This is a genomic window from Candidatus Babeliales bacterium (genome assembly GCA_019749895.1).
Lineage (GTDB): Bacteria > Babelota > Babeliae > Babelales > RVW-14 > AaIE-18.
This window is the reverse complement of the sequence record JAIEPG010000006.1, coordinates 1-25,981: the sequence shown is the minus strand read 5'-3', so window position 1 is coordinate 25,981 and position 25,981 is coordinate 1. Positions and strand designations below refer to the sequence as shown.

The window sequence follows — 25,981 nt, the reverse complement described above, 5'->3', positions numbered from 1 at the left end:
GACGGTCAAGGTAACTGGGGTTCTGTTGACGGTGACAACGCAGCGGCAATGCGTTATACCGAAGTGCGTATGGCAAAAATTGCGCGCGATATGTTGGCAGACATTGAAAAAGAAACGGTGCCATTTGTGCCAAACTTTGACGAATCTCGTTTAGAACCAACGTTGTTACCAGCGCGTATTCCAAGTTTGCTGGTTAATGGTTCTACTGGTATTGCAGTTGGTATGGCCACTTCAGTGCCGCCACACAATATGCGCGAAATTGTTGATGCGTGTATCGAAATTTTAAACAATCCAGATATGTCTGAAGATCGTTTGCTTCAACTTGTTCCAGCGCCAGACTTTCCAACCGGTGGTATTATTTGTGGTCGTGCTGGTATTGTTAAAGCCTATCGTACCGGTCATGGTCGCGTGGTTGTGCGTGGTGTGGTTGACGTTGAAGAAGACAAGCGCCGCAGTGCTTTGATTATTAGAGAAATTCCTTACCAAGTTAACAAAGCTGATTTGATTACCAAAATTGCTGATTTGGTTAAAAATAAAGTTATTGAAAGTATTTCAGATATTCGCGATGAATCTGACCGTAACGGTATTCGCGTGGTTATTGAAATTAAGCGTGGCGAAAACGCACAAGTGACCTTGAATCAGTTGTATAAGCATACGGCTTTGCAATCTTCAATGTCTATTATCTTGTTAGCGCTTTATCAAAACCGTCCAATTTTGTTTACGTTACGCGAAATACTTGACCATTTCTTGCTTTATCGTAAAGAAATTATTACCAAGCGTACTGAGTTTGACTTGGCTAAAAGTAGAGCTCGTGAGCATATTTTGCTTGGTTTGCTTTTAGCTCTTGAAAACATTGATAGTGTTGTTGCTTTAATTAAAACGGCACAAACAACACAAGAAGCAATGCAGTTACTTAACCAAAACTTTAAGTTGAGCGAAGAACAGTCTAAAGCGATTCTTGAAATGCGCTTGCAACGTTTGACCGGTCTTGAGCAAGACAAGATTCATCAAGAAATTAGCGAGCTGCATAAGCTTATTACTAAGTTAGAACTGATTTTAAGTGACGAAGTTGTTTTGAAAAAAGAAATTGCTGAAGAGCTTGAAATTATCAAGAAGCAGTATGGCGATGAACGCAGAACCAAGATTGGTCCTGCAATTGATATTTTAAGCGAAGCGGATTTAATTCCAGACGAAGACGTTGTAGTAACGTTGACGCGCAAGGGATACATTAAACGTGTGCCGTTGTCGCTGTATGCCGTACAACATCGTGGTGGTAAAGGTAAGAAAGGCATGGCCGACTTGACCGATGCCGACGACGTGATGGAAGATGCATATGTTACGCAAACCCATGACGAGTTGTTGTTCTTTACCAACACGGGTCGTCTGTTTAGCATGACGGTATTCCAAGTGCCAGAAGGTTCTCGTACCTCGCGTGGTCGTGCTATTGTTAACGTGCTTAATCTGCCGCCTGAAGAAAAAGTAGTTAAATTGCTGTGTACCAGAGACATGAAAGACAAGTTTATTGTCATGGTAACCAAGCAAGGTAAAATTAAGAAAACCGATGCGATGTCATTTGTTAAGGTGCGTAGTACCGGTATCCGTGCGCTTAACCTGAACGAAGGCGATGAGCTGGCGTTTTGCGGTATGAGTAATGGTAACGATTCAATTATTATTGCAACTAACAATGGTCAAGGTATTCACTTCAAAGAAACTGAAGTACGTGCTATGGGCCGCCAAGCAGCAGGTGTGCGTGGTATTAACTTGCGCAAGAACGATTTTGTTGTTGGTATGGTTATTATTCATGCTGAAGGTGCTGTCTTGTTTGCAACATCAATGGGTTATGGTAAGCGCGTTAAAGTTGCTGATTTCCGTGTTGCGCATCGTGGTGGTGTTGGTGTAAGAACTATTCCAACCGGCGGTCGTAACGGTACGGTAATTGGTTTGGTAAGTATTACTGACCACTCTGATTTGCTCTTGATTGATACTAACGGTAAAGTGATTCGTCTTTCCCCACAAGAAGTTCGTACCATGGGCCGTCAGGCCAAGGGCGTTCGTCTGGTGCGTTTGGATGCAGGACAAAATCTCTCAGCACTTCTTGCTTTTGAGCCGCATGAAGATGAAATTGAAGAAGGGGATGCTACTCCACCAGCTTCACCAGAAGGTTCAGCTCAGGTATCACCAATTGGCGAGCCAGCAGCAGAAGACTTGATGGAAGAAGATGATATGCTTGAAGAAGAAGACTTCATGGAAGAGCCTGAGGAAGAAGAAGAACTTGAAGATGAAGATGAACTCGATGAGGATGAAGACGAGGACGATGAAGAAATCAATTAACGATTTCTTTTAATGTAGGGTGCGGGGGCAGACATTGATTCATGAAAAAAATAGGCAGGTGCTTTTGCACCTGCTTTTACTATTTGGGATAGGCCCAGTAGTAATTTTAAAAATACTTTCTTATTTAATGCAACAGCAAAAACCAGACCAGTGGTGTGACGATTTTATTGATCACTTGCCAACAAGCAATCTTGATTTAGAAAGTCTTTATGCTTTAACGTATGAAGATTTTTTGAACATGGGTTTAAGCGAAAAAGCAGCGCAAGGTTTGTGCGATGGCCTTGCAGATAAAACGTTGCTTGAAAAAGAATTGCATGCGCTTGAAAAAACAGACATTCGTTTGATTACGCTGTTTGACAAAGAATATCCAAGTTTATTACGTCACATTCACGTGCCGCCAACTGCTTTGTATGTGCGTGGAAAGTTAGACGAACCAGTAACGCCGCGCATTGCGTTTGTTGGGGCGCGCTTAGCAGATTCGTATGGCCAACGTGCTGTTTCTTTGTTGGTACCGCCACTTGTGGGGGCTGGTTTTGAAACGGTGAGCGGTGGTGCGTTGGGTATTGATACCATGGTGCATCATGAAACGCTCGTGCATGGTGGTAAGACTATTGTGGTTTTAGGTTCGGGCTTGCTCGATTTGTATCCAGAACAAAATGAACCGTTGTTTGAACAAGTTTGTGAGCGTGACGGAGCGCTTGTTTCGCCATTTCCGCTGCGTTCTGCTCCCGAACGTGGGCATTTTCCTGCACGCAATCGCATTATTGCCGGATTGTCACAAGGCTGTGTGGTGGTGCAAGCGGCTGAAAAAAGCGGAGCACTTATTACGGCCAATTTTGCGCTTGAGCAAGGTCGCCAAGTTTTTGCAGTGCCCGGTTCAATTTTTAGTGAGTTGAGTTTTGGTTGCCACAAGCTTCTTGCGCAAGGTGCTAAAAGTGTGCACAATGCGCAAGCAATTTTTGAAGAGTTTGGTTATGGCCCGCAACCAGTGCCTGTTGTTGTAGCACCGGCAAAGCGTGTCACTAACGAGCCAAAGCAGATTCAAAAAACAATAGAAAAAGCTGTAGAAAAAATTAGTGAGCTGGCCATTCCGCTCGATCCAATTTTGGTTTGCTTGCAAGAACCGCGTACGCTTGACGAGTTGTGCATGTCTACCGGCTTTTCATTGGACCAGATGAATGATAAATTGTTTGAATTACATTTAGCAGGTAAAGTAAAACAAAACTTTTCGGGCACATGGCAAGCTGCATAAAAATTTGAAAGAGTATGTTATGAAACGCGATACGCTTTATTTAGCCTCACAATCATTTTCTCGCCGTCAATTGCTAGATTATTCTGGCATTCATTATAAAACTATTGAGCACACCAGCAATGAGTGTGTGGTGCCGCGTGAGCATGATTTTCATGGCTATGTTATGTCTATTGCACACGACAAAATGAATGCGGTTGTGCTTCCAGCGCCGCAACAAGATGGTGGCAGATGCTTTGTGCTTACCGCAGATTCACTCGTTTTTACGCCACAAAGTCGTCATATTTTAGGTAAGCCAGAAAATTTGGCAGATGCCAAGCGTATGTTGGCGTTGATGCGCGAGGAGCCGGTTGAAGTGGTTACTGCTTGTTGTTTGCACAAAAAAGTAGTACGTGCGGGAACATGGGACGTTGACCAAGAAATTTCGTGGACTACGTCAGCGGTAATCGAATTTTATGTTGATCAAGATTTGCAAGATTGGTATTTCGAAAAAATGCCACGTGCTTTGCAAGCGTGTGGGGCCGGTATTATTGAAGGTTTTGGCGATAATTTTCTTAAATCAATTAACGGTTCATATTCTGCAGTTAAAGGCCTACCTCTTTTTGAATTGCGCCAAGCGCTTAAAAAAATGGGGTTTACGTTTTAATGAAAAAAGGCAGCTTTGACGCTGCCCATTTTTACTTTCTAAGACACTAATTTTTCTAGTTGATTAATTCGTTGAGCGAAGGCTTCCAGTTTTTGATAATATTTTTGAGCAAGATTGTGGCAGCTTTCTCGTTGTTATCAAACTCAATGTCATCAGATTCGTTTTGTTCAAGCGTGGTTGATTGATCAATATCGCTTGCAACGTCAAGCGTAGATACATTTTTTGCTGACAGCTCTTCTTTTGTTTGTTGCATGCTTGTTCTGACAGCATTAACATCGAGTGCATCAAGGTCTACTTTGCGCAACGCGGCAAGCATTGCCTTTTCGGTTTTGGTATCAACTTGCAACTCGTCCATATTGTTCAGGAGCGAATCTTCCATAAAGTTCAAAAAATCTATGAGCGTGTTGTAGAGCTGCTCGTTGACTTTGGAATGGTCTTGGGGGTTGATTGCATTGAGATCTTGCCCGAGCCCTTTTTTAATAGCGTTTTTGATTAACGTGTTGAGCATTTGCTTTTCATTTTTTAAGAGCCAGCCTATGAGATAAATGAGCTCGAACGACAGAGAAAGGCTTGTATTCATGGTCATCCTTTCTAAAATGTTTAGCGCGTATGTGTTTTATGTCGAATAACAGGAACTCTTCCTATCGAGTCACAGTATAAATTATTTTTGAATAAATTTAAAAGAAAAGAATCATTTTTAAGCGATTTTTCTTTGGTTTAACAGTATTTACGCTTTTGATTAGTGCGCAAAATATTGCCGAAATGCTTGTGCTAGCCCATGCGCAATAGTCGCTTGCTCTTTTTCTGTCATAAAAAAAGTTTCCTGCTTGTCATGAAAAGTGAGTGAAATGTGTACCGTGAAGGGAGTTTTTTGCGTTGTATCAAGCGGGAGTACGTTGCATTCATGCGTGAGTTTTGGGTAGTTTCGAAACGTATGAACAATATTTTTGTGTATCACGGCTGCCAGCTCTTGGCAAGAATTATGGGTAAAGCGGGGCGTAGTTTTAAATAATGACAAATAGTCGCAGTTGGGCATATTCAGCATTAAAAAGCCCTGATGAGAGCGTGAGGGAGCAGGTCCTGCGTTATAGCTTGTGGTAACGTTAGTTTTGTGTACTGTTTTATTTTTTTGATGTGCAAGGGCCAAGATAATCAAAATTTGAGCATTAAACTGCTGCGCCAAGAGCAAGTGCTCAGGTAGTGAAATAACCTGGCCAGCTTGGCGCGCCAAAAAAACTTTGAAACCAGCTTGTGTAAGAAGTGTTTGAGCGTTGGCCGCTAAACGAGCGCTGATATTTTGCCTGACATTTTGATTAACTGTTTTTGTGGTGCAACATGCATTAAGCATGATGCGTAGGGCGCCAGGCTTGGCAACTGGGCATAGATCTTTCTATCGCATGGTTTGTGCGACTGGCACGCAATAAGACTGAATTTTTTTGCTTGATTTTTTCAAGTGATTCAACTGAAAATATATCTAGAATGAGTTGGTTTGGTTCTTCTGTTTGGCTCCATTTTATCAAAAGTTTATTTTGAACTTGTGCTGGTTCTTGCTCAGATTTGTTTGTTGTTGTATTGGTTCGATATTTGCTAAATGTTAGTGTTAGCATAACATTTGGGATTGATTTATTTTTTTCGTTAATTTCTATTTTTTCTATAAGCCCTGCAGTTTTGAGTTGGTTAATTTTGTCTAAAACCTGTTGAATATTGAAGTTTTTTAAGTTCATGCCGGGAAACCACAATTTTAGTTCGCGATTAGTTTGATTGAGCTTTTGCTTGAAATAAATTGGCTGTGAAAAGTCGAATGTGATTTGCGTTGACAAGTCATTTTGCGCAATAGCAACACCTCTGAGTTTATTAAACTCTTGGCGTTGTATGTAGGGTGCCTCTTTAATGTGTTTGCCAGTTTGCTCTTTTGCTTGGGCTAACGTGGTAAGGCAAAGAATGATTAAAAATGAAATTTTTATGGTTTTCATACTGTTTTCCTTGAAAATTACTGTTAAAAACTCTATCCAACCTAACTTCATGGTAACAGTATTAATTTCTATATGGCAATAATTTATTTAAAATTGGCAATTACTTGTGTTAAATAAGTGATTATCTGAAAATAATTTTTTGTTAGAAATATTAGACGAATGACAAAAATCTGCCATACTATCCCCCAAATCAACACTATTTCTAGCGGTAGGGACTTTTAAAATGAAGATTATGCACAACGTTCCATTGAACGATAAAAATTGGTTTCAAACGGGTGGCCCTGCTCAGTATTTTGCCCAGCCCACAACGGCAGGTGAGTTTACGCAAGCGCTGGCCTTTGCCAGTCAGGAGCAACTGCGCGTAACGCTTTTGGGGCAGGGCGCCAACGTTTTAATTAGTGATCAGGGTATCACGGGTCTGGTGATTCAACCGCGCATTAACCATTTGATTATTGATCGGGAACAGGGCTTGGTAACGGCCGGAGCGGGCCTTGGCATGCAAGAAGTTATTGATGCGGCATTGGACCAAGGGCTGCATGGACTTGAAGATTTTAGTGGCATCCCTGGTTCAATTGGTGGGTGTGTGTACATTAACATTCATTATTTTGAGTATTTACTCAGTGATTTTTTAGTGAGGGCTCACGTTATCAATCGCACAACCGGTGCTCTTGAAGTGGTTGATAAAACATGGTTTGGGTTTGGGTACAACGAGTCGGCGCTTCAACGTGGTGATTACTATTTGGTTGAAGCAACGTTTAAACTGAGCCCGGTAAGTTTTGAACAGGCCTGGTACCACAAAGGCCGGCGTGATGAGATTGTGCGGCACCGTGCCAAGCGCTATCCGCTCGCGCGTACCTGTGGTAGTTTTTTCCGCAACTTTCGTGATGACGAGCCGCTGCCACTTATTGCTGGTAAGCGGGTTCCGTTTGTTGCTTATTATTTGGACAAAATTGGTGTAAAGGGTGCTTTGCAGGTTGGCGGTGCTGTTGTTTCATATCAACATGCTAATATGCTGGTAACGCACGAGGGTGCTAGTTCAAACGATGTAATAATGCTTGCGCGCACTATGCAAATGCGTGTTTTTGAAAGCTTTGGGGTGTTGATTGAACCTGAGTGTCAGTTTCTTGGTTTTAGCGATTATCCGCTGCTTAAACCTGATCACGTAAAATCTGCTCGCGATAATTTTTCATCAACTGCACCATAAAGTGAAGATTGTGTATTGTTGCCAGCGTAAATGCTGTCAGTTCATTTGCTTTGAAAAGATGGCATAAGTAAGCCAGTGTGTAGTTTTGGCAGGTAAAGCAGGCGCAGTCATCTTCAATGGGTCTGAGTTGTGAAGCGTTGCCGCTTTTAACAATGCGCACGGTTCCTTTTTTGGTAAACAGCAAACCATGCCGAGCAGCCTTGGTTGGGTGTGAGCTGTCGAACGTGTCTATGCCCAGCGGTATTGAGGCTTCAAGCGATGCAATATCGCCAATACCCAGCAGGTGGTTGGGCTTGTCTGGTGGCAGGTGCGGCATGGTTGCCTGGAGCATGACAATCATTTCTGGTAAATTTTTGCCCACGCTACCGCCAATTGAGTAACCATCAAAAGGCATGTTGGTTAAAATTTCACAACTTTTTTTTCTTAGTTCAGGGTCAATGCCGCCGTGAATAACGGCGTACAATGCCTGGTTGTTTACATTTTTTAAATGTTCGTTGAGTGAGCGTTCTTCCCAGCGGTGCGTGCGTTCAAACGACTCTTTGAGTTTGCGTGGTGAAATGTGGTAGGGTGGTAGCTCATCAAAGCTGATCATAATGTCGGCGCCAATATCTTTTTGCGCTTGAATGGAGCGTTCTGGTGTGAGCAATATTTTTTGTCCATCGCGGTATGATCTGAAGGTAACACCATCTTCAGTGATTTTTAAAACGCTGCCGTCGCGCTTTTTAGTGCCTTTGCTTTTAATTTCGCTTGCAACGCCGCCGTAGGCAAGGCTAAAAACTTGAAACCCGCCCGAGTCGGTAATAATGGGCATGGTGCGATTGGCAAACTGGTGAATACCGCCGGCTTGCTTAATAATTTCGGTGCCGGGTTGCAGCATAAGGTGGTAGGTATTGCAAAACATTAATTGCAAACCAATTTCATGAACAGTTTTGTTGTCTAAGGCTTTGAGTGTGCCATTCGTGCCAACACCCACAAAGTTTGGCGTGTCAATAATGCCGTGCGGTGTGTGTAAGCGACCAACGCGTGCACGTGATTTTTTTGATTGATGAATAATTTCAAATTTAAAGAAGGGCATTATTATTCCTCATGAGCCGGTGGGCAACGGTGGTAAAGGGAGAGGTCAGGGTGATGGCAATTATTTTGATAGCAAGACTTACCACAATAACGTGGGTTATAGAGCCAACTAGTCCATAAAGCCCCAAGAAACTAAACATGACAGTATCAATTGATTGACTGCAGCTGAGCGAAATAAGATTACGTAAAAATGGATAGCGGCCTTTGAAAAGTAGTTTGAGTGCGCTATAAAGCTGTGTGTCTAAAAGTTGTACCAAAACGTAGGTAACAATTGAAGCAATAATAATGCGTGGCATAAAGTTTAGCAGGGCTGCAAAGTGTGGCTGCATGGAATCGTAACTGTTTGGTAGGTAGGCAAGGTGCAGTTGCGTCATAATCAAATAAAATATGACAATAAAAAAGCTGATGGCAATTGTTGAGTAAACATACTTTTTACCAAAAAATTCTTGAAGCAGGTTCAGACCAAACAGTGCGCCGACCATATAAACATCGCTGCAGGTAACATCAAAGCCAAACAGCGTCATTTGTTTGGTAACAAAAAGATTTGCCAAAATGCTTTGCAAACAAATAAAAGATATCAGCGCTTCTTTGCCAAGTTTGAGTGCGGCAAGGGTAAAAAGGCTCATGAGCAAAGTGTGTGCAAAAAAAATAACCTCATTCATTGTAGGTCTTTCTTTAGAATTATGGTATTTTGTTGAGCAAAACTAATGGCGTTGGTTATGGTTCTCTTGATACAAAGTATCTATAATTATATAACATAATTATTTATTTTAATCAAACAGAAGTAATATCGTTCGACGGTTGCAATTTGTCTTTCAAATAGAAAAAAATATTCTATAACATTGGGTTTATTCAACAAGGAGTTTTTATGAATAATCGTATAAAAGGTAGATTTTTGCTGATTAGTGCCGCTACACTGGTCATAACGTGGGGTATGGCATCACATAAAAAAATCATGGAGCGCTGTATGTCGCAGGTAAAAAATGGTCAAGACACAGCTCAAAACCAGGCGTTTACTCCTCAAGATGTGCAAACGCCGTATGGCACTTTTACGGTTAACGAACCGGTTATTCTAGAAATTCTAGAAAGTCCGGTTATGCAGCGGATTAAGAAGGTTAACCAATTTGGGGTGCCGCAAATTGTTAAAGGCATGAAGCAGTATTCGCGTTACGACCATTGTCTTGGTGTTTGGGCACTTTTACGCCGCTTTGGTGCTGGTGTTGAAGAGCAGATTGCTGGCTTGTTGCACGATGCTTCGCATACAGTCTTTTCGCACGTTGCAGATTTTATGTTTAATACTGAAGGTTCAAAAGATTCTTATCAAGATACCATTCATGAATGGTATTTAACGCAGGGTACCATTCCTGCAATTTTGGCAAAACATGGCATGAATTTGAATGATATTATGCACAAAAGTGGTGCTCATGTGGCTCTTGAGCAATGCTTGCCAGACCTGTGCGCCGATCGCATTGAGTATAATTTGCGAGAAGGTGTTTTGTTGGGCATTATTGACGAGCACGATGTTCAAGTTATCTTGAATGATCTTGCTTTTAACGATGGTCATTGGTTTTTTAATACGCCAAAAATTGCACGTCTTTTTTCTCGTATACCGCTTTATCTTACGCAACATTCTTGGGGTGGTCCTGAAAACTTTTTAATTAATACCTGGACCGTGCAGGCGCTACAACGAGCTATGGACATTGGTTTGCTGACCAAAGATGATTTTCATTTTTCTACTGACGATGTGGTGTGGGACAAGCTGGTGCACGCAGATGATTCAGTAATCAAGCGTGCGGTAAGAAAGATAAGAACATACAAAACGTCGTATGAAGTGAGTAGCAAAGAAGATGGTTATGACTATTTGATTTCTTCTAAGTTTCGGGGTGTAAACCCGCTTGTTAAAGATCATGATGGGTTTAAGCGCTTAACTGAGATTGACAAGACTTATGCTCACGAGTACGCTCAGGTGCGTCAGGTTATGGCTCAGGGCTGGGCCATAAAACTTGTTGGTTATGCAGCTCAAGGCAAGCATGAAGACGATGAAAAGCACGCCGCTTAAAGTTTTTTTATGAAAAAAAGTCACTCGCTTCTCTCAAAAATATATCAAGATCGCCGATGGGTTAACGTGTCTAACACGTTAACCTTCTTGCGTATTGTGTTAGCGCCCGTGGTTGCGTTGGGTGTTTTTTATCAGGCTTGGTACGTAACATTTTTCATTTTTGTGCTTGCATCGGTCAGTGATGTGTTGGATGGTTATTGTGCACGGTTGTTTAATGAAAAAACGGCGTTGGGCGAAATTTTAGATCCAATCGCCGATAAGTTTTTTTTGTTATGTTGCTTGGGTTCTTTGGCTTTTCTTGCAACGCCGTCATTTTATATTCCTGCGTGGTTTGTTGTGCTCTTTTGTGTGCGCGAGCTCATTATTTTGGTTGGTACGTTTATTTTAATTCGTACTAACGCACGTTTTCATATTGAGCCAACTATTTGGGGAAAATTAACAACCTTGTTTCAGCTACTTTTCATTGCATGGATTTTTATCTGCTACTTTTTGCAGTGGGCACCAGCAAAAACGTATATGGCTGTTGTTGTTTTACTTGCGCTTTTTTCTGCTCTTTCTTTGGTGCAGTACATGCGCATTGGCATGAGTTATTTATGCGGTTTTTCAAGAAGTGATAATGACAAGATATAAATTTTTGTTGTTTGCAATTGATCACGAGTTGATTTTTTAGAAAAAGTTATCATACTCTATCTCAATTCATAATTCTTTAGACTAGAAAATAAAAAAATATCATTTGAGAATAAGTACATTTTGTTGTGAGTATGTATAATTTGTAGGGAGATGTTTATGTCAAAGAAATTGATGGCCTTAGTTTTTTCTTTTGGTCTTGTTTGTTCAGTTGTGAATGCTGATACTATTGATCAAGCTGATGTTCTTACGCAAGAAGAAGTAGTTTTGGTTGAAGCCCTTGTTGAACAAATCAAAGAAAATGTTAAAGAAATGGAAGATGCTGGTTTGACTGAGCAAGAAATTGTTGAACAAGTTACCAGTGATGTGCAAGAAATAGCCGCTCATGGCTTTGCTGGTTTGAGAAACAAAGAAAAAGGTATTTATTTTGTAGCTGGTGCTGGTGCTACCTTGGCTGTTGCCGCAGTAGTTTTTCTTGTCAAAAAGTTCTTTTTTGATAAAGCAGAAGATGACAAATCTGGGGACAAATCTGGTGATAAGCCAGCCGACAAACCTAGCGATGAAGCTAAGTAATTTATTCTGATTTAAAAATTAAAGGCACACAATTGTTGTGTGCCTTTTTTGTAATGAGGCGAGAATTTTTTTGAGGGTTTTTTATATGAAAAGATTTATAGGTCTCGTTTTAACGTTGACTTTTGGTTTGAACGTTGTATCGCACGCAGCGCTCTTGCCTGAGCAAGAAATGGTTGCCGTTCTTAAGCAAGCAGAATTGTTTGTTGAACTTCAACGTAAAGCTGGTTTTTCTGATGAGCAAATTTTGAATGACGTTTTGGCGCAGGTTGAAGAAAGCAAAGCGGCGCTTGAACCTGTTATGAAGTTAAAAACAACACAAGAAAACCAAGAACGCATGATGTATTTTGCTGCGGGTGTGGTATCAACACTGGTGGTTGGCGGTGTTGTGTGGGGAATAATTCATCTTCTCAATAAAGAAGACGAGAAAAAAGACGACGAAAAGAAAGACGAAAAGAAAGAAGACGACAAAAAAGATGAACCTGTATCAGAAGATGATACTGATTTTGAAGATGATTTTAACAGTGAATCAGGCGAAGATTCAGATTTTGCAGATTTAGAGCCAGCAAACAATCCAGACAATCAAGGTTTGCGCAGTTCTAGAAGCCGTAGTTTGTTAGATTCTACCTCTGACAACGAGAATGAGTCTACCTCTGACGAAGAACAAGATATACCAAGCAAGAGCTCAAACTCAACGCCTATCAGTAGCTCAAGTAGTTCAAAAACAGCGCCAGGTGCTCCAGAACAATCAAGAACACGTTCTTTTTCAGAAGGGCAATTAAATCAAATTCCATTTTCGTTGAGCCCAGAAGGTTCATCAAGCAGTACCTCTGATTCAACAGCTACATCTGATGGTTCAACAAGTAGTTCAATTCCTGGTCCTGTTAAGCGTGTTCAATTTGCGCCCCTTTCTCCATCTTCATCATCAAGCACAGCTCCTCAATCACCAGAAAGAGAAGAGATTGGCAGCGGATCTGATAGTGAACAACCACCACTGGGTAATGTGCGTGTAGAAATCACCGTTGGTGATGTGACAGTAAGGCAGGAGAAAACATTTGGCTCATTAGAAGAAGCTGAAGAATACATGATTGATCCAAGCAATATTACCCAAACAATTGGTGGAACAGCTCAAGGCATTCCAGCAAAAAAAGTGCTATCAAAGTTGCCGGAACAATCAAAGCGTGCGCCAAGAACTACCAAGCAAGCAACTGAGCGTGCAAAGCTTGAAGAAAACAGAAAGAAAGAGCGCGCAAAAACATTGGCTGATGAAGCTTTGCGTGTGAAGCAAGCGTCAGATATGGCAAAAACTCTTAACGATGAAATGCCACGCAATGATGTTTTTGAAAGTGATTCAGAATCAGCTTCGTCATCAGATGCTTCGTCATCATCTGATTCTGAACCAACTTCTCCAAGTTCTTCAGAGCACAGTGATAGCGAAGTAAATCATAGCGGCAGCGACGAATTAGGTCATGACGAAGGTTATGAATCCCCAGCTTTGTAAGTTCTTAAGTTTTTAATAAAAACAAAAAAAGAGAGGGTTGCGTACAGCGCGGTCCTCTCTTTTTTTGTCTGTGTACAACAGCTATCATGCAGTCAAAGCTTGCTTTGTTTTTTCTTTCTTTTATGCTGCTGCAAGTAAAGATTTAGTTTTTGTGTTTGTGAAGGGGTTATGAATCATGAAGATAAAAAAAATAGTTAGTGTAGTAGCATTTTTTTTAACATTAGTTATGAACGTTTACTCTGCTGATGCGCCTCAAGAATTTGTTATAAAAAAAGAGGAACCATCTAAAGAGTTAAGTGGTATGTCAAAAAATGCTCTCAAAGAGCGTTTGGGAGATTTTACGCGTCGGGCATTTAAGCAAACAACATCGCTGGGTTGCACCATTGGTGCAGTGCAGCAGCGCTTGGCTCGTTTGTGTGTCAGTGTGCGCGACCAGATAAAAAGTAAAAAAGACGTTCATGCATCGCTTGAGATTTCGTCAAAATTGCATGGTGCTATTGGCACGTTGCTTATTGAAAATGCAACGTTGCAAAATAAACTTTCTGCTGTTGTTGAAAATCTTATCGAAAACCAAGCGCCTTTTAAATCAGCAAGCCGCACTTTGTTGAGGGCCAGCGTAACAGTCATTGAGCAGTTGCACAAAAATTTGGCTAGTCGTGTTCAAAATGTACAAAAAATTCATGAAGAGATGCAAAAAGATGTTGATGCTGTTGGGCACAAAATGTTGGCCGAGCGTCTTGGCAAGGCAGTTAATAACGACGTTTGTTTATTGAAAGAAGTGCGTACGCAATTTTCTACTGATGGGTGTTTGAAAAAATTATGAAAAAAATCTTTATAGTTGCTGGCGAACTTTCTGGCGATAAAACCGGTGCTTGGTATGTTAATCGCTTGAGCGAGCGTGACGTTTATCTGGAGGCCGTGGGTGGTAATTACTTGCAGCAGGCAGGCGCGCATTTGTATGAACGGTTTGAGGCCTTGAATGTGGTTGGCATTGTAGAAATAGTGCGGCACTTGCGCCGTCTTCTTTCGTTTCTAAAAAAATTGGCTAATCATATTATTGAACAAAATTTTGACGAAGTCGTGCTCGTTGATTTTCCTGGCTTTAATCTGCGGTTAGCACAAGCATTAAAAAAGCGCTGTCCTGATGTAAAAATTACCTACCTCTCGCCGCCGCAGTTGTGGTGCTGGGGCGCCTGGCGCATAAAAACAATTCGGCAGTATTGTGACCGTGTGATAGTACTGTATCCGTTTGAAGTGGCGTGGTACGGAGCGCGTGGCGTGCAGGCAGAATGGCTGGGTTGTCCGGTTTACGACCGCGTGCAGCCGTATTTTGAAAATATGCGCACCAAGCAGCCCAAAGTTGCCTTGATTGCTGGTTCGCGACCAAGTGAGTTGGCAACGTTATTTCCGGTGGTTGCCGATGTGGCCGCGCGCTTGGCGCAAGAGTTTCCTGAGCTCAAGTTTGTAATTCCGCAGGCAGAATCGCTTGATATCAACGAGGTGCGCTGTGCGCTTGCAACCTCAGCGCTCAGAAACTATCAGTATCGTGTTGAAATTGTTTCAGGGGCCCAAAGTTTGGCTGCATTGAGCTCATGCAGCTTGGCAATCAGCAAACCAGGGACTATCACGCTTGAGCTTGCGCTCTTAAATATTCCCACGGTTGTGCTCTTTAAAATTTCGTGGTTGAGCTACTGGCTGGGCCGCATGGTTGTTAACATTAAGAATATGGCGTTGCCAAATTTGTTGAGCACTGATGTAGTGTGCAAAGAGTTTATTCAGCAAGACTGCCAACCGGCGGTGATTGCGCAGTATGCAGCACATTTGTACAAAAAGTCAGTGCGCTCAAATTATGCGCATCCGCAGCACGATCAACTTTTTACTGCGTTGCGCGCACAGCTTACGCCACCACAAAGCTGACGTTGTGTTTGCTGGAATTTGTGGTAACATCGTTCTGGTTTTGGTAAAAAATAATTGATTTGAAAGGTAAAAATTATGGCAAGTTATAATCGTATTATCATGATGGGCAACCTGACGCGCGATCCTGAATACAAACAAGTTGGTTCAGGTCAAGGCGTTTGCCGTTTTGGTTTGGCATCAAATCGTCAATTCAAAAACAAACAAACGGGCACCATGGTGCAAGAAGTTTGCTTTGTTGATATCGACGTGTGGGGCGCACAAGCAGAAAGCTGCAATCAGTACCTGCAAAAAGGCCGTGCCGTTTTGGTTGAAGGTCGTTTAAAGCTTGATTCATGGCAAGATCAAGATGGTAACAAGCGCAGCAAACATTCAATAGTTGCTGACCGCGTAACGTTCTTGGCAGCTGCATCACCACAAGCTGAAGAGGGCGATTACGATGCTGAAGGCATGGGCGCTGTGGCAACCAACGTGAGCACCAGCAAAGTAAGTTTTGACGAACAATTTGAGCCAGCAAAAGAAGTAGCACCAAAAAGAGCAGCGAAACCAAAAGCAACGCTTGATGCGCAACCTACCAACAGTGGCGAAATTGCTTTCAGTGACGAAAAACCATTTGAAGACGATCTGCCATTCTAAAAAAAGTCTAATACTAAATTATAGCTGCGCTACTGTGGAGAGTGCGTCGTTATAATTTGTAACAAAAAGATTCTTGATGAAATGTGGGGGCGTTTTGCCCCCTTTTTTTTGGTCGGTGCTTGTTGAAAAAAGAAATCAAGGTTAGCATTTATCATGCAATGTTGTTAAGCTGGCCAGTGAGTTGAGGGCTTCGTTTTTTGATTAAGTTTACGTAGATACAAGGTTGGCAGTTATGAAGAAACTTTTATTAAAAGCATGTGTTTTTGGCCTTTTTGCAACAACGTCGCTGGCAGCAATCGATCTGCCGGTATTTTATCGAGCACCCCTGTTTCAAGGTACCCCAGACTGGCTGGTGCGCGACAAAGCATCAAATTTGAGCATTAGTTATATGACGGGTAGCGGTAGTGCTGCGCGCAATGGTGATGGTTCGCGTGAAGAGCTGTTGGGTATTTATGGTGCGGTAGATATTGCGCGTTTGGGTTTGTATGTTGAAAACCCTGGTGCGTTGACGTATCCATTGTGGAGAGATCCTAGCCTTGAAGCAATGGGAGATCCTGCCCCGCAGTTTAATGGTTTTGCCATTCCAAATACAGACAGTCCTAATGGCAAGGTAGTGTACAACGGTAAAATTAATACGTATCAAGTTGGTCTTACGTTTAAACAATCAATTTTTTCTGGGCTTTATTTCATGGCGCATGCGCCCATTCGACATGTAAAATTGTATAATATTACGCATAAAAATTTGGGTGCAGCCGCAGTTAATGGCAAAAATGTTGAAGATTTTATTACCATGGAGTTGCCAGCAATCTTAAAAGAAAACGGTTTTACCGACATTAACGATCAATTCAGTTTGACTACCGTGCCAGAAATTTTAGTTGCTGCCGGTTGGGAAGGTGCTAGCACCACGCTTTTCAATAAAGATCTCAAATATTTACGGGGCTCGGTGCAAATTGGTGGTCTGATTCCTGTGGCTTCGCGCAAAAAAGAAGATACCTTAATTGCCATTCCGTTGGGCTACAATAGTTTATGGGCAATTGATGCGCGTGCCAGTGCTGAGCTTGGTGTGTTAGAAAAATTAGCAGTTGGTATTAATGGTGGAGCTACTATTTTTTTTCAAGATCATCGAGACGTTCGTTTAAAAACTGATGCAAATCAGTCTGGTTTTGCAATGCTTGGTAAAGCGCACACAGAAGTTGACTATGCAAATTTGTGGCATCTTTCTGGCTATGTGAAAGTTGAAAAAATTTTTCAAGGTTTTTCGGCGTTAGTTGGTTATTCGTATACGCATCAAGATAAAGCACGTGTGCATCTTGAAGATGAAAAATTTCTAAAAACTTACGCTGATCAGCAAGCAGCACGTATGCCACAACCTTTCTATATTTCTAAAAATGATATAATCAATGCCGATCAGCGCTGGAAAGGTTGGCAGGCACATGCGGTGCATTTCTGGGCAGAATACGATGTTAAAGTTCATGTTCCTGGTAATGACTGGGGTCCGGTGATTGCCTTTGAATTTGCTTTGCCAATTCGTAGTGAGAGCAAGCGTTCCTTTGCCATTAACATGGTTGGTGGTACTGCTTCGCTTCGACTAGGCTGGACATTCTAGGGTTGCGCTACTTTCTGTTCTTTTCAATATTCTTAATCCCTGCTAAAATGGGAACAATTACTGTTTAGTACCCAAAATTTTTGCGTAACCAGAGTACTCAATGAATATAATTAAGACGTTAAAAAAAGAAATTATTGCGGCTATTCAAAAATCTTTTAGCCTCAGCCCCGCCCAGTCTGCATCACTAGAAGTCACACTTAACGTAGACAAAGATGCTACTTTTGGCGATATGAGCTGTAATGCGGCCATGGTGTTGGCACGCGCATTGCAACAAAACCCACGCCAGCTGGCTCAACGGTTGCAACAAGAACTTCAGGAAGTTAAGCAAGGTTTACTGGCTGAATATTTAGAGAGCATTACTATTGCTGGTCCTGGCTTTTTAAACTTTGCCTTCAAGCAAAAAATGTGGGAGCTGGTTGCTGCCCAGCTTCTTGCCGCTCCAACCGAATTTTTTAAACTCGAGGGCGAGCCGCTTAAAAAATATCTTATTGAGTACGTAAGCGCAAACCCTACCGGTCCGCCACATCTTGGCACTGGCCGCGGTGGGATTATTGGCGACGTGCTGGCTAATGCGCTTTCGTTTCTTGGTCACACGGTTCATCGCGAATATTATATCAACGATGCCGGCAACCAAATAAAATTACTTGGCCAAACGTTGCAAGTGCGTTGCAAACAGCAACTTGGTATGCCTGAAGATTTGCCAGAGGGCGCGTATCAGGGCGAGTACATTAATGATATTGCGCAGGAATGTTTGCAAGAATTTGGTGAAGACGTTGTACTTAAAGACGACGAATTCTTTGAAGAGTATGCAAAAAACCATCTGCTCCAAATTATTAAAGAAGACTTGTTGCTGTACGGCATAAAATTTGACGAATGGTTCTCTGAAAAGAAATTGCACGACAACGGTTCGGTTGATGCAGCACTCAAAAAGCTTAAAAAAGCCGGTCTGGCTTATGAACAAGATGGTGCGCTGTGGTTCAAGTCAACAGAATTTGGCGATGAAAAAGATCGTGTTGTTAAAAAATCTACCGGCGAAATGACCTACATTGCCGGTGACGTTGCCTACCACCAAAACAAATTTGAACGTGGTTATGACCACTTGATTAACATTTTTGGCCAAGATCACCATGGCTACGTTATGCGTTTAAAAGCGACCATGCAGGCGCTTGGGTATCCGGCCGACAAACTTGATGTTATTTTGTACCAACTGGTGAGCATTAAAAAAGGCGAAGAAGCCGTCAAAATGTCTAAGCGCTCGGGCAGCTTTACCACGCTGCGCGATGTGGTTGATGCCGTAGGTACGGACGTTGCGCGTTTCTTTTATTTGAATCGCAAAGCTGAAGCGCATCTTGAGCTTGATTTAAGTATTGCGTTGAAAAAGAGCAATGAAAACCCGGTGTTCTACATTCAGTATGCGTATGTGCGCATTATGAGTGTTTTAGAAAAAGCAGCTCTTGAGCCGGCCTTTGCCAGTTTTGCTCAGCAACTTAAAAATTGTAGCCTGGGCCAGGAAAGTGCCTGCAAAGCTGATGCATTGCATCATGTTTTTGCGCACGCAGGCCCGGCAGAAAATGAACTTTTGAAAAAAATAGTTTCGCTGCAAGATATTTTAAAAACTATCGAGCAGAGCTACCAAACGCATTTGTTGGCGTATTATTCGTGGGAACTTGCAAACAAGTTTCATAATTTTTATACCAACAATCGCATCATTGATACAGACAATCCAGAAGTAACCAACATGCGGTTGTTCTTGGCTGTTCTTGTTCGTAACACGTTGCACACTTGTTTGACACTCCTTGGCGTAAGCCGACCAGAGAAGATGTAATTATGGATATTCGTACGCTTCCTTCGTTTAATCTCGAAAATTTTAAAACAAAAAATATTCGCAACTTTTCTATTATTGCGCATATCGACCACGGCAAGTCAACGCTTGCCGACCGCTTGCTTGAAGTTACCGGCACCATTTCTGACCGCATTAAGCACGAACAAGTGCTTGATAAGTTGCAGGTTGAAAAAGAGCGTGGTATTACGGTAAAAGCACAAACGGCCTCGCTTTTTTATGAATATCAGGGCGAAGTTTATTTGCTTAACTTGATCGACACGCCAGGCCACGTAGACTTTAGTTATGAAGTTTCGCGTTCGCTGGCAGCGTGCCAAGGTGCGCTCTTGCTGGTTGACGCGGTGCAGGGCGTGCAAGCGCAAACCATGGCCAACTTCTTTTTGGCGTTTGATGCCGATCTTTCCATTATTCCGGTTATCAACAAAATTGATATGCAAGCGGCCGACCCTGAGCGTGTGAGCAAAGAAATGGCAAAAGTTTTTGACTTGCAGTGGGACGAAACGGTGTTGATTTCGGCAAAGACCGGGCTCAATATTGAGCAGCTTTTCCCTGCTATTATCAACCGTATTAAGCCACCAGCTGGGGATGAAAACAAGCATTTCAAAGGATTGTTGTTCGACTCGTGGTACGACGAATATCGTGGTGTTGTCTGCTTGATTGAAGTGTTGGACGGTTGTATTCGCAAGGGCGATACTATTGTTGCTGCGCACACCGGCCAAGCATACGAAGTACTTGATCTTGGCCTGATGTACCCAAACCCTCTGCCAATGCCGGCGCTTTATACCGGCCAGGTGGGCTATTTGATCAGTGGTATGAAAACGGTTAAAGAAGCGCGGATTGGTGATACCTTCTTTCACAAAAAATATCCGGTCACGCCATTGCCCGGCTTTAAGCCAGCAAAGTCGATGGTGTTTGCCGGTATTTATCCGGTTGAAACATCAGAATTTGAGTTGGTGCGTGACGCTATTGAAAAATTAACGCTCAACGATCCAAGTGTGCATGTTGAAAAAGAAAGCTCGGCAGCGCTGGGGATTGGGTTTCGTTGTGGCTTCTTGGGCTTGCTGCACATGGACGTTTTTAAGCAGCGTCTTGAGCAAGAGCACAATGTTACTATTATTGCTACTTCGCCAACCGTTTCGTATCGCGTGGTGCTAACCAACGGTGAAGAAGCGGTTATCGACAACCCGTCAAAATTTCCTGAAGAAGTAAAAATTCAAGATATTTTAGAGCCCATGATCAAGGCAACCATTATTACGCCAAAAGATTATTTGGGCGGCGTTTTAAAGCTATGCCAAGACCGTCGTGGTGAGCAAAAAGCGATGACGTATTTGGACGAAAACCGTTTGGTGCTAACCTACAGCATGCCGCTTAACGAAATTGTTACCGACTTTTACGACAAATTAAAATCGCTGAGTGCTGGCTATGCAAGCTTTGATTATGAAGAAGCGGGCTACCAATCAGCTGATTTGGTCAAGATGAACGTGTTGCTCAACGGCAAGCCGGTTGACGCGCTTTCATTGATTGTGCATAACGATAAAGCGTTTTATGTTGGTCGTCAGTTGACTGCCAAGTTAAAAACCGTTATCCCGCGCCAAATGTTTGACGTTGCAATTCAAGCGGCCATTGGCGCTAAAATTATTGCACGTGAATCTGTTTCTGCGTTGCGCAAAAACGTTACCGCAAAATGTTATGGCGGCGATATAACGCGTAAACGCAAGTTGCTTGAAAAGCAAAAAGAAGGTAAAAAGAAGATGAAGCAGGTTGGTAACGTTGAGTTGCCACAAGAAGCGTTCTTAACCATTCTTGAAAGTGAAGCTAATAAATAAAAAGGGGAAACTTTATGAAGATGAGGTCCCGATGAAGAAAAAGAAGGGCTTTTATTCCATCTCCGTTGTTGCAGAAATGTTTTCGGTGCATCAGCAAACTATTCGGATGTACGAAAAAGAGGGCTTACTAACGCCTAAACGGTCGTCTGGCAACACGCGACTTTTTGCCGAAGAAGATATTGAGCGCCTGGAAGAGATTATCAATTTGACGCACAAAATGGGCGTTAACTTGGCCGGTGTAGAAATTATTTTAAAGCTGCAAAAAAAGATTACCAAGTTGCAGGGCAACGTTAACAAGTTATTTGATGAGGCGCAAGGCCAGCTTGAAGAGCAAACAACCGCGTACAAAAGTGATGCCAAGCAGCAGGCCCAGCGGTTGTTGGACATGAAGCAAGAAAATTTGCGTTTGACTGAGCGCCAGCAATCAATTGAGATTGTTGAGCAGCCTGAAAAGCCGGTTGAAGAAAAGAATAAAAAAGCCAAAGTTGATGACTGGGAAATTGAGTACGACCAAGATTAATGCAGGAAAAATATCATGAAGTTTCTTGATCCCAAAATTGATTTAGCGTTTAAAAAGCTGTTTGGTTCAGAAGACCATAAACGCGTTACTATCTCATTTCTCAACACCATGCTTGAGTATACCGATGATCGGCGCATTGAAACTATTCAATTCTTGAATAATGAACAGTTGCCGGTGAGCGCGGAAAAAAAAGAAAATATCTTGGATATTTTTTGTACTGATCGTAGCGGGCGCAAGTTTATTATCGAAATGCAAAATGCCTGGATGAGGGCGTTTGGCAGTCGCATTGTTTATTATGGCGCAAAAACGTACACCAACCAGCTGGGCAAAGCGATGCCGTATGATGATTTGAATCCCGTAACGGTGGTTGCCATTACCAAACAATTTGAAGTGTTTCCCAACAAACGCAATCATAAATCCATTCACTATCTTGTTGACAGCAAGACGTATGAGCATGATTTAGATGATTTGACGTTTGTTTTTATTGAGTTGCCTAAATTTAACAAAAAAGAGCATGAGTTGGTAACCAACGAAGATAAGTGGTTATTTTTGCTCAAAGAAATTGGTTTTTATAATCACATTCCAGAGCCACTCAAGCAAGCAGAATTTGGCGAGGCCTGCCAGTTGCTTAATCAAATCACCTTGTCCGATTCAGAACAATCTTTGTATGAAAGAAAGTTAATTGAATCTCACTCGCGAGAAACAAACGATTATTTGGCTATGAATGCAGAAGAATACGCAAAAAGAGCAAGGCAGCAAGGGATCGAAAAAGGAAGCAGAGAACGGCAACTTGAAACAGCAAGAAAAATGCTTTCCAAAGGCTTTGATGTCGAAACAATAGCAGATATGACGTCGTTGCCAGTTGATGAGATTAAGAAATTAAAAAATCAAAGCTATGGTACAATGGCTGAATTTTAACGACAAAAAAATATGAAAAAAATATTGTTAAGCATCGCGTTGTTAGTGTTATCGGCATGTGGACAAAAAAGCCATGTTCAACAAACTGATAACAAAGTACTTGCTGCGCTAGAAAATGCTTTTGGATCTAGCCAAAATTGGCAGGTTAACATCTTAAAAGGCGGTCTTTCGGGCGCGCCAATTTTTCTTGCAAGCAAAGGTACCGACCAGTACGTTGTTCGTTTCTTCGATCACTTATCAAGCGACCAAATTCCCAAACTTATTAGGGCTCAAAAAGCAGCGGCAACGAGCGGTTACGGGCCCAAGATTTATTGGGACAATGTTGAGCAGGGTGCGGTTGTTATGGATTATCTTGAACCAGAGCAACCAGACAAAAAAAATATTCTTAATGATTTGGTAATTTTACTTAACAAAATTCACCAAAGCCCTCGCATAGAAAGTTCTGGCAGCCTTTGGGATCTTACGTATGCTGCCATTAACAAGCTCAAGGGCGTGAAACAAACGCTGCTTGAACTGTCAGCAGTACAAACTTATCTTGAAAAGTTAGTACAAAAAGTTTCTCAAAATTTAGCATCTAAGCCATGTCATCGCGATATGAATCCAGGTAACTTGATCTTTTCAAAAGGGCAGTTTTTTGCCGTTGATTATGATTCATTTGGCATGGATGATCCGTATATTGATATCGCACAAGTTGCTATTTTTTATTGTTACTCGGCTGAGGCAGAAAAACAATTGTTAACGTTATATTTGCACCGTCAACCAACCGATGCTGAAATGGCAAAATTACAACTGTTTAAAAGGATTGCATTAATTTTTTATGGCATGGAGTTTTTGTGTAAAGTGCCTGCCCAGCTTTGGCAGAGTACGCCAGATTTGATTCCATATCTAAAATTTTTGCAGTTATTGGGATCAAAAGCGGTGGCGCTGGAAGATCCAAAAGAAAAATTACGCTCAGGGCTGATTATGGTGCGCGAAGGCATGAAACCATAAAAAGGTGCCGATAAATTACCGATAAACTGCCGATAAAATTAAACGAAAGGTACTTCATATGTTTTTAAACTCGATTAAAACCGCCGCGCTTTTAGCAGGCTTGAGTGGGCTTATGTTGCTCATGGGCCATTGGATTGGTGGCAACAACGGCGTTCTTTTTGCGTTCATCTTTTCATTGTTGTTAAACTTTGTAACTTATTTTTACTCAGACAAAATTGTATTGGCAATGTACGGCGCCAAGCCGCTTGACCAAGAACGCTTTCAGTATATTTACGACATGGTTCAAGACTTGTGCGACAATGCCAACATGCCCATGCCAAAGTTGTGGTATTTGCCAACCAGCATGGCCAATGCGTTTGCAACCGGCCGCAATCCGCAGCATGCATCAGTCGCGGTAACGCAGGGCATTTTAGATCTTTTGGACGAAAATGAATTGCGTGGCGTGCTGGCGCATGAACTTTCTCACATTAAAAATCGCGATATTTTAATTGGCACCATTGCCGCAACTATTGCCACTGCCATTGGCTATCTTGCCAACATGTTGCAGTGGGCGGTAATTTTTGGCTACGGCCGTAATGACCGCGACAGTCGCTCAAACGGTTTGGCAGCACTCGTGGTTGCAATTGTGATGCCGTTTGCCGCCATGCTCATTCAGTTGGCCGTCTCACGTGCTCGTGAGTACCAAGCAGACGAATCGGGCGCGCATCATTGCCACGACCCACTTGCACTTGCTTCAGCGCTAGAAAAGTTGCATGATGCCGGCAAGCACAGTCGCACGCAGCCCAGTTCGCCAGCGCAAGCAGCGTCGGCAAGCTTGTTTATTGTCTATCCGTTTTCTGGCAAAGGCATGATGAGTTTGTTTTCTACACATCCGCCAATGGAAAAGAGGATTGAGCGGTTGCGCAAGATGGCGGGAATGAGATAAAGAAATAGGTTTGAGATAAGAGAAAAAAGAAGGGCCCCGAGAAACCGGGGCCCTGAATTATTTTTGAGGGTTATGGTAGGTAGGTTGTAATTATATTTTCTAGAGTCCTTTTGTCTATATTGTTTTCTACAAAAACATTCAGCCAAATTTTTATCAATTTTTTATTATCAGTATCAACTTTTGTGGTAAAGAATATGTCTAAGGCTCCCTTAGGTGCTTTTCGACTATCAACCAATGTATCTTTGAATGATTTAGCTTGAGCATTTATAGTTTGTTTGCCTCCTGCTGAAGATGCAAGTGATGTTGTGTTGACGCCTATTTTCCCTTCTACAACATCAAACAATGCCCTAAGTTCAGTTGCCAGTCGTTCGTTCTTTTGTGCAGCTGTTTCTGTGCCTGGGGTGCCGCTACCAACTCTAGGCCCGCTGCCTCCACCAGTTCCTGGCCCAGCGACTGGTACGTTGGTGTCTTTTAAATTTTCTACTTGTTTCAGTGTGTATCTGCCTGGGTATTCAGGAAGTTCTGGCTTTTTATTTTTAACGGTTATGAAATCCTTTACTATTTTCATAGTGTTTTTATCGAGTGTAATTTCTACTTTTGTTTCTCCAAGCAGTGCTGAGATATCTTTTTTTTGACCATCAAAAGGATTGCTGTCGGCATGAAGATGTTTGAGTAAAATTAGTATCAAATTATTTACATGTTCAGGTTCAAGGCAGTCATTGATGTTGATTCTTTTTCCTGGAGCAATGCTCTCGGCACCCTTGCTTATCGCATAAACCATTAAAGCAAATTCATCAGATGTAATATCTGGAGCTGGTAAAGGACTAGTTGGTCGAGGTCCGGTTGATATTTTTGGCCAGCCTGCTTTTTTTAGTAGTATTAGTTTAGCTTTTTCGCTAAGTTCCCCGGCAGTAATTCCATCAGTTCCTACGAGTGGCAAGCTTTCCAAGAATGCAAGGCGCGTTGGGCTTTCTTCGCCTGCTGTGGTAGGGGTAGGTTGTCTTGTTTTTGTTGCTGAGCCATCTCCAGGTCCGCCCGTTCCTCCCACTGGAGCAGCTCCTAACGTGCCGTTTGCTTCTGCTACTTTAAGATCTGTAAGTTCAGTTTTTTCTGCTGCGGTAAGAAATCTCCAGCCCAATTTTTCAACTTCTTTTAAGTACGCTAAGCGTTCTTTGCTATTTGGTACTTCTTCAGCAGATGTTGCAGCCCGACGTGTTGCTGCAGGAGATCCTCCCCCGCCGCCAGGCGGAGGCGGTATCAAGCCTGGAGGTGGCGGTGGCGGTGGTGGTGGCGGTATGCTAGCGCTTAAAATCCCATCAAGAGAAGTAAGAGCGCACGCGAGAAATAAGAGACGAAGTATGGTTTTTATTGTCATAGCAGAACCCCTTTTTTAAGGTTATTTAATTTTATTAAGCTCTTGAGCTAGCGCTGCAAGTTTGGTTTTAAGAGCTTTGAGCCCTTTCTTTAGTTGTTTCAAACTTTTTTTGCCTTTTTTTGGTGTGCCCGTTGGTGGTGTGCCCGTTGGTGGTGTGCCCGTTGGTGGTGTGCCCGTTGGTGGTGTGCCCGTTGGTG

General features: G+C 42.3%; 24 protein-coding genes. 18 read left to right on the top strand and 6 right to left on the bottom strand.

The window, feature by feature from the left end; all coding sequences use genetic code 11:
• The 3 genes from gyrA to K2W90_05465 form a co-directional block, all read left to right on the top strand.
• Nucleotides 1-2,331 (top strand): DNA gyrase subunit A (gene gyrA / locus K2W90_05475; protein MBY0353789.1); only part of this gene is annotated, 2,331 nt, incomplete at its 5' end.
• Between the two features lie 34 nt (nt 2,332-2,365).
• Nucleotides 2,366-3,583 carry a DNA-processing protein DprA gene (gene dprA, locus K2W90_05470; GenBank protein ID MBY0353788.1) on the top strand — a complete coding sequence of 406 codons (1,218 nt, stop codon included), beginning with the start codon at nt 2,366-2,368 and terminating at the stop codon, nt 3,581-3,583.
• Nucleotides 3,584-3,602: 19 nt separating this feature from the next.
• On the top strand, nt 3,603-4,226 hold the full coding sequence (locus K2W90_05465; GenBank protein MBY0353787.1) for a Maf family protein: 624 nt from the start codon (nt 3,603-3,605) through the stop codon (nt 4,224-4,226).
• 55 nt (nt 4,227-4,281) lie between these two features.
• Here the strand turns inward: K2W90_05465 and K2W90_05460 are convergent, their stop codons facing one another.
• The 3 genes from K2W90_05460 to K2W90_05450 form a co-directional block, all read right to left on the bottom strand.
• Nucleotides 4,282-4,806 (bottom strand): hypothetical protein, encoded by a 525-nt coding sequence (locus K2W90_05460; GenBank protein MBY0353786.1) that lies wholly within the window; start codon nt 4,804-4,806, stop codon nt 4,282-4,284.
• 159 nt (nt 4,807-4,965) lie between these two features.
• A complete protein-coding gene (locus tag K2W90_05455) occupies nt 4,966-5,574 on the bottom strand; it encodes a hypothetical protein (GenBank protein MBY0353785.1) in 609 nt (202 codons plus the stop codon).
• Nucleotides 5,567-6,199: a hypothetical protein gene (locus K2W90_05450; protein MBY0353784.1), complete on the bottom strand. Its 633-nt coding sequence runs from the start codon at nt 6,197-6,199 to the stop codon at nt 5,567-5,569. The genes K2W90_05455 and K2W90_05450 overlap by 8 nt, the downstream gene beginning before the upstream one ends.
• A gap of 223 nt (nt 6,200-6,422) precedes the next feature.
• Between K2W90_05450 and murB the strand changes: the two genes are divergently transcribed.
• A complete protein-coding gene (gene murB, locus K2W90_05445) occupies nt 6,423-7,403 on the top strand; it encodes a UDP-N-acetylmuramate dehydrogenase (protein ID MBY0353783.1) in 981 nt (326 codons plus the stop codon).
• Here the strand turns inward: murB and K2W90_05440 are convergent.
• Together K2W90_05440 and K2W90_05435 are read right to left on the bottom strand one after the other, a co-directional pair.
• A complete protein-coding gene (locus K2W90_05440; protein ID MBY0353782.1) occupies nt 7,348-8,478 on the bottom strand; it encodes a tRNA-guanosine(34) transglycosylase in 1,131 nt (376 codons plus the stop codon). The two genes, murB and K2W90_05440, sit on opposite strands and share 56 nt — an antisense overlap.
• Nucleotides 8,465-9,139, bottom strand: coding sequence for a queuosine precursor transporter (locus K2W90_05435; GenBank protein MBY0353781.1), 675 nt, complete (start codon nt 9,137-9,139; stop codon nt 8,465-8,467). The genes K2W90_05440 and K2W90_05435 overlap by 14 nt, the downstream gene beginning before the upstream one ends.
• A gap of 206 nt (nt 9,140-9,345) precedes the next feature.
• Here K2W90_05435 and K2W90_05430 point away from each other — a divergent pair, with 206 nt between their 5' ends.
• The 14 genes from K2W90_05430 to K2W90_05365 all read left to right on the top strand — a co-directional run bounded on the left by K2W90_05430 (nt 9,346) and on the right by K2W90_05365 (nt 24,409).
• Entirely contained in the window at nt 9,346-10,536 is a 1,191-nt protein-coding gene (locus K2W90_05430) for an HD domain-containing protein (GenBank protein ID MBY0353780.1), read from the top strand.
• 9 nt (nt 10,537-10,545) lie between these two features.
• Nucleotides 10,546-11,166 carry a CDP-alcohol phosphatidyltransferase family protein gene (locus K2W90_05425; GenBank protein MBY0353779.1) on the top strand — a complete coding sequence of 207 codons (621 nt, stop codon included), beginning with the start codon at nt 10,546-10,548 and terminating at the stop codon, nt 11,164-11,166.
• Nucleotides 11,167-11,322: 156 nt separating this feature from the next.
• Nucleotides 11,323-11,736 (top strand): hypothetical protein, encoded by a 414-nt coding sequence (locus K2W90_05420; protein ID MBY0353778.1) that lies wholly within the window; start codon nt 11,323-11,325, stop codon nt 11,734-11,736.
• An 85-nt stretch (nt 11,737-11,821) separates the two neighbouring features.
• Nucleotides 11,822-13,234 (top strand): hypothetical protein, encoded by a 1,413-nt coding sequence (locus K2W90_05415; GenBank protein MBY0353777.1) that lies wholly within the window; start codon nt 11,822-11,824, stop codon nt 13,232-13,234.
• A 175-nt stretch (nt 13,235-13,409) separates the two neighbouring features.
• Nucleotides 13,410-14,057 carry a hypothetical protein gene (locus tag K2W90_05410; GenBank protein MBY0353776.1) on the top strand — a complete coding sequence of 216 codons (648 nt, stop codon included), beginning with the start codon at nt 13,410-13,412 and terminating at the stop codon, nt 14,055-14,057.
• Nucleotides 14,054-15,151, top strand: a complete 1,098-nt coding sequence (gene lpxB, locus K2W90_05405; GenBank protein MBY0353775.1) for a lipid-A-disaccharide synthase — start codon at nt 14,054-14,056, stop codon at nt 15,149-15,151. Before K2W90_05410 ends, lpxB begins: the two co-directional genes overlap by 4 nt.
• Before the next feature lie 75 nt (nt 15,152-15,226).
• On the top strand, nt 15,227-15,784 hold the full coding sequence (gene ssb / locus K2W90_05400) for a single-stranded DNA-binding protein (protein MBY0353774.1): 558 nt from the start codon (nt 15,227-15,229) through the stop codon (nt 15,782-15,784).
• 232 nt (nt 15,785-16,016) lie between these two features.
• Entirely contained in the window at nt 16,017-17,390 is a 1,374-nt protein-coding gene (locus K2W90_05395) for a hypothetical protein (GenBank protein MBY0353773.1), read from the top strand.
• Between the two features lie 100 nt (nt 17,391-17,490).
• Nucleotides 17,491-19,215, top strand: coding sequence for an arginine--tRNA ligase (gene argS / locus K2W90_05390; protein MBY0353772.1), 1,725 nt, complete (start codon nt 17,491-17,493; stop codon nt 19,213-19,215).
• 2 nt (nt 19,216-19,217) lie between these two features.
• Nucleotides 19,218-21,056 carry a translation elongation factor 4 gene (gene lepA / locus K2W90_05385; protein ID MBY0353771.1) on the top strand — a complete coding sequence of 613 codons (1,839 nt, stop codon included), beginning with the start codon at nt 19,218-19,220 and terminating at the stop codon, nt 21,054-21,056.
• A gap of 31 nt (nt 21,057-21,087) precedes the next feature.
• The gene (locus tag K2W90_05380; GenBank protein MBY0353770.1) at nt 21,088-21,576 is read left to right on the top strand and encodes a MerR family transcriptional regulator; all 489 of its coding nucleotides are present in this window, start codon (nt 21,088-21,090) and stop codon (nt 21,574-21,576) included.
• A 15-nt stretch (nt 21,577-21,591) separates the two neighbouring features.
• Nucleotides 21,592-22,494 carry an Rpn family recombination-promoting nuclease/putative transposase gene (locus K2W90_05375; protein MBY0353769.1) on the top strand — a complete coding sequence of 301 codons (903 nt, stop codon included), beginning with the start codon at nt 21,592-21,594 and terminating at the stop codon, nt 22,492-22,494.
• A gap of 12 nt (nt 22,495-22,506) precedes the next feature.
• A complete protein-coding gene (locus tag K2W90_05370; protein ID MBY0353768.1) occupies nt 22,507-23,484 on the top strand; it encodes a phosphotransferase in 978 nt (325 codons plus the stop codon).
• A gap of 58 nt (nt 23,485-23,542) precedes the next feature.
• Complete coding sequence (locus tag K2W90_05365; GenBank protein ID MBY0353767.1) at nt 23,543-24,409, top strand: zinc metalloprotease HtpX; 867 nt, start codon at nt 23,543-23,545, stop codon at nt 24,407-24,409.
• A gap of 70 nt (nt 24,410-24,479) precedes the next feature.
• Here K2W90_05365 and K2W90_05360 read toward each other — a convergent pair whose 3' ends face one another.
• Nucleotides 24,480-25,784: a hypothetical protein gene (locus tag K2W90_05360; protein ID MBY0353766.1), complete on the bottom strand. Its 1,305-nt coding sequence runs from the start codon at nt 25,782-25,784 to the stop codon at nt 24,480-24,482.
• Nucleotides 25,785-25,981 lie beyond the last annotated feature (197 nt).

Excerpts from the sequence above, each read along its gene's own strand:
- K2W90_05465 (MBY0353787.1), top strand. The coding sequence starts at position 3,603 with ATGAAACGCGATACGCTTTATTTAGCCTCACAATCATTTTCTCGCCGT.
- K2W90_05460 (MBY0353786.1), bottom strand. The coding sequence starts at position 4,806 with ATGAATACAAGCCTTTCTCTGTCGTTCGAGCTCATTTATCTCATAGGC.
- K2W90_05455 (MBY0353785.1), bottom strand. The coding sequence starts at position 5,574 with ATGCTTAATGCATGTTGCACCACAAAAACAGTTAATCAAAATGTCAGG.
- K2W90_05450 (MBY0353784.1), bottom strand. The coding sequence starts at position 6,199 with ATGAAAACCATAAAAATTTCATTTTTAATCATTCTTTGCCTTACCACG.
- murB (MBY0353783.1), top strand. The coding sequence starts at position 6,423 with ATGAAGATTATGCACAACGTTCCATTGAACGATAAAAATTGGTTTCAA.
- K2W90_05440 (MBY0353782.1), bottom strand. The coding sequence starts at position 8,478 with ATGCCCTTCTTTAAATTTGAAATTATTCATCAATCAAAAAAATCACGT.
- K2W90_05435 (MBY0353781.1), bottom strand. The coding sequence starts at position 9,139 with ATGAATGAGGTTATTTTTTTTGCACACACTTTGCTCATGAGCCTTTTT.
- K2W90_05430 (MBY0353780.1), top strand. The coding sequence starts at position 9,346 with ATGAATAATCGTATAAAAGGTAGATTTTTGCTGATTAGTGCCGCTACA.
- K2W90_05425 (MBY0353779.1), top strand. The coding sequence starts at position 10,546 with ATGAAAAAAAGTCACTCGCTTCTCTCAAAAATATATCAAGATCGCCGA.
- K2W90_05420 (MBY0353778.1), top strand. The coding sequence starts at position 11,323 with ATGTCAAAGAAATTGATGGCCTTAGTTTTTTCTTTTGGTCTTGTTTGT.
- K2W90_05415 (MBY0353777.1), top strand. The coding sequence starts at position 11,822 with ATGAAAAGATTTATAGGTCTCGTTTTAACGTTGACTTTTGGTTTGAAC.
- K2W90_05410 (MBY0353776.1), top strand. The coding sequence starts at position 13,410 with ATGAAGATAAAAAAAATAGTTAGTGTAGTAGCATTTTTTTTAACATTA.
- lpxB (MBY0353775.1), top strand. The coding sequence starts at position 14,054 with ATGAAAAAAATCTTTATAGTTGCTGGCGAACTTTCTGGCGATAAAACC.
- ssb (MBY0353774.1), top strand. The coding sequence starts at position 15,227 with ATGGCAAGTTATAATCGTATTATCATGATGGGCAACCTGACGCGCGAT.
- K2W90_05395 (MBY0353773.1), top strand. The coding sequence starts at position 16,017 with ATGAAGAAACTTTTATTAAAAGCATGTGTTTTTGGCCTTTTTGCAACA.
- argS (MBY0353772.1), top strand. The coding sequence starts at position 17,491 with ATGAATATAATTAAGACGTTAAAAAAAGAAATTATTGCGGCTATTCAA.
- lepA (MBY0353771.1), top strand. The coding sequence starts at position 19,218 with ATGGATATTCGTACGCTTCCTTCGTTTAATCTCGAAAATTTTAAAACA.
- K2W90_05380 (MBY0353770.1), top strand. The coding sequence starts at position 21,088 with ATGAAGAAAAAGAAGGGCTTTTATTCCATCTCCGTTGTTGCAGAAATG.
- K2W90_05375 (MBY0353769.1), top strand. The coding sequence starts at position 21,592 with ATGAAGTTTCTTGATCCCAAAATTGATTTAGCGTTTAAAAAGCTGTTT.
- K2W90_05370 (MBY0353768.1), top strand. The coding sequence starts at position 22,507 with ATGAAAAAAATATTGTTAAGCATCGCGTTGTTAGTGTTATCGGCATGT.
- K2W90_05365 (MBY0353767.1), top strand. The coding sequence starts at position 23,543 with ATGTTTTTAAACTCGATTAAAACCGCCGCGCTTTTAGCAGGCTTGAGT.
- K2W90_05360 (MBY0353766.1), bottom strand. The coding sequence starts at position 25,784 with ATGACAATAAAAACCATACTTCGTCTCTTATTTCTCGCGTGCGCTCTT.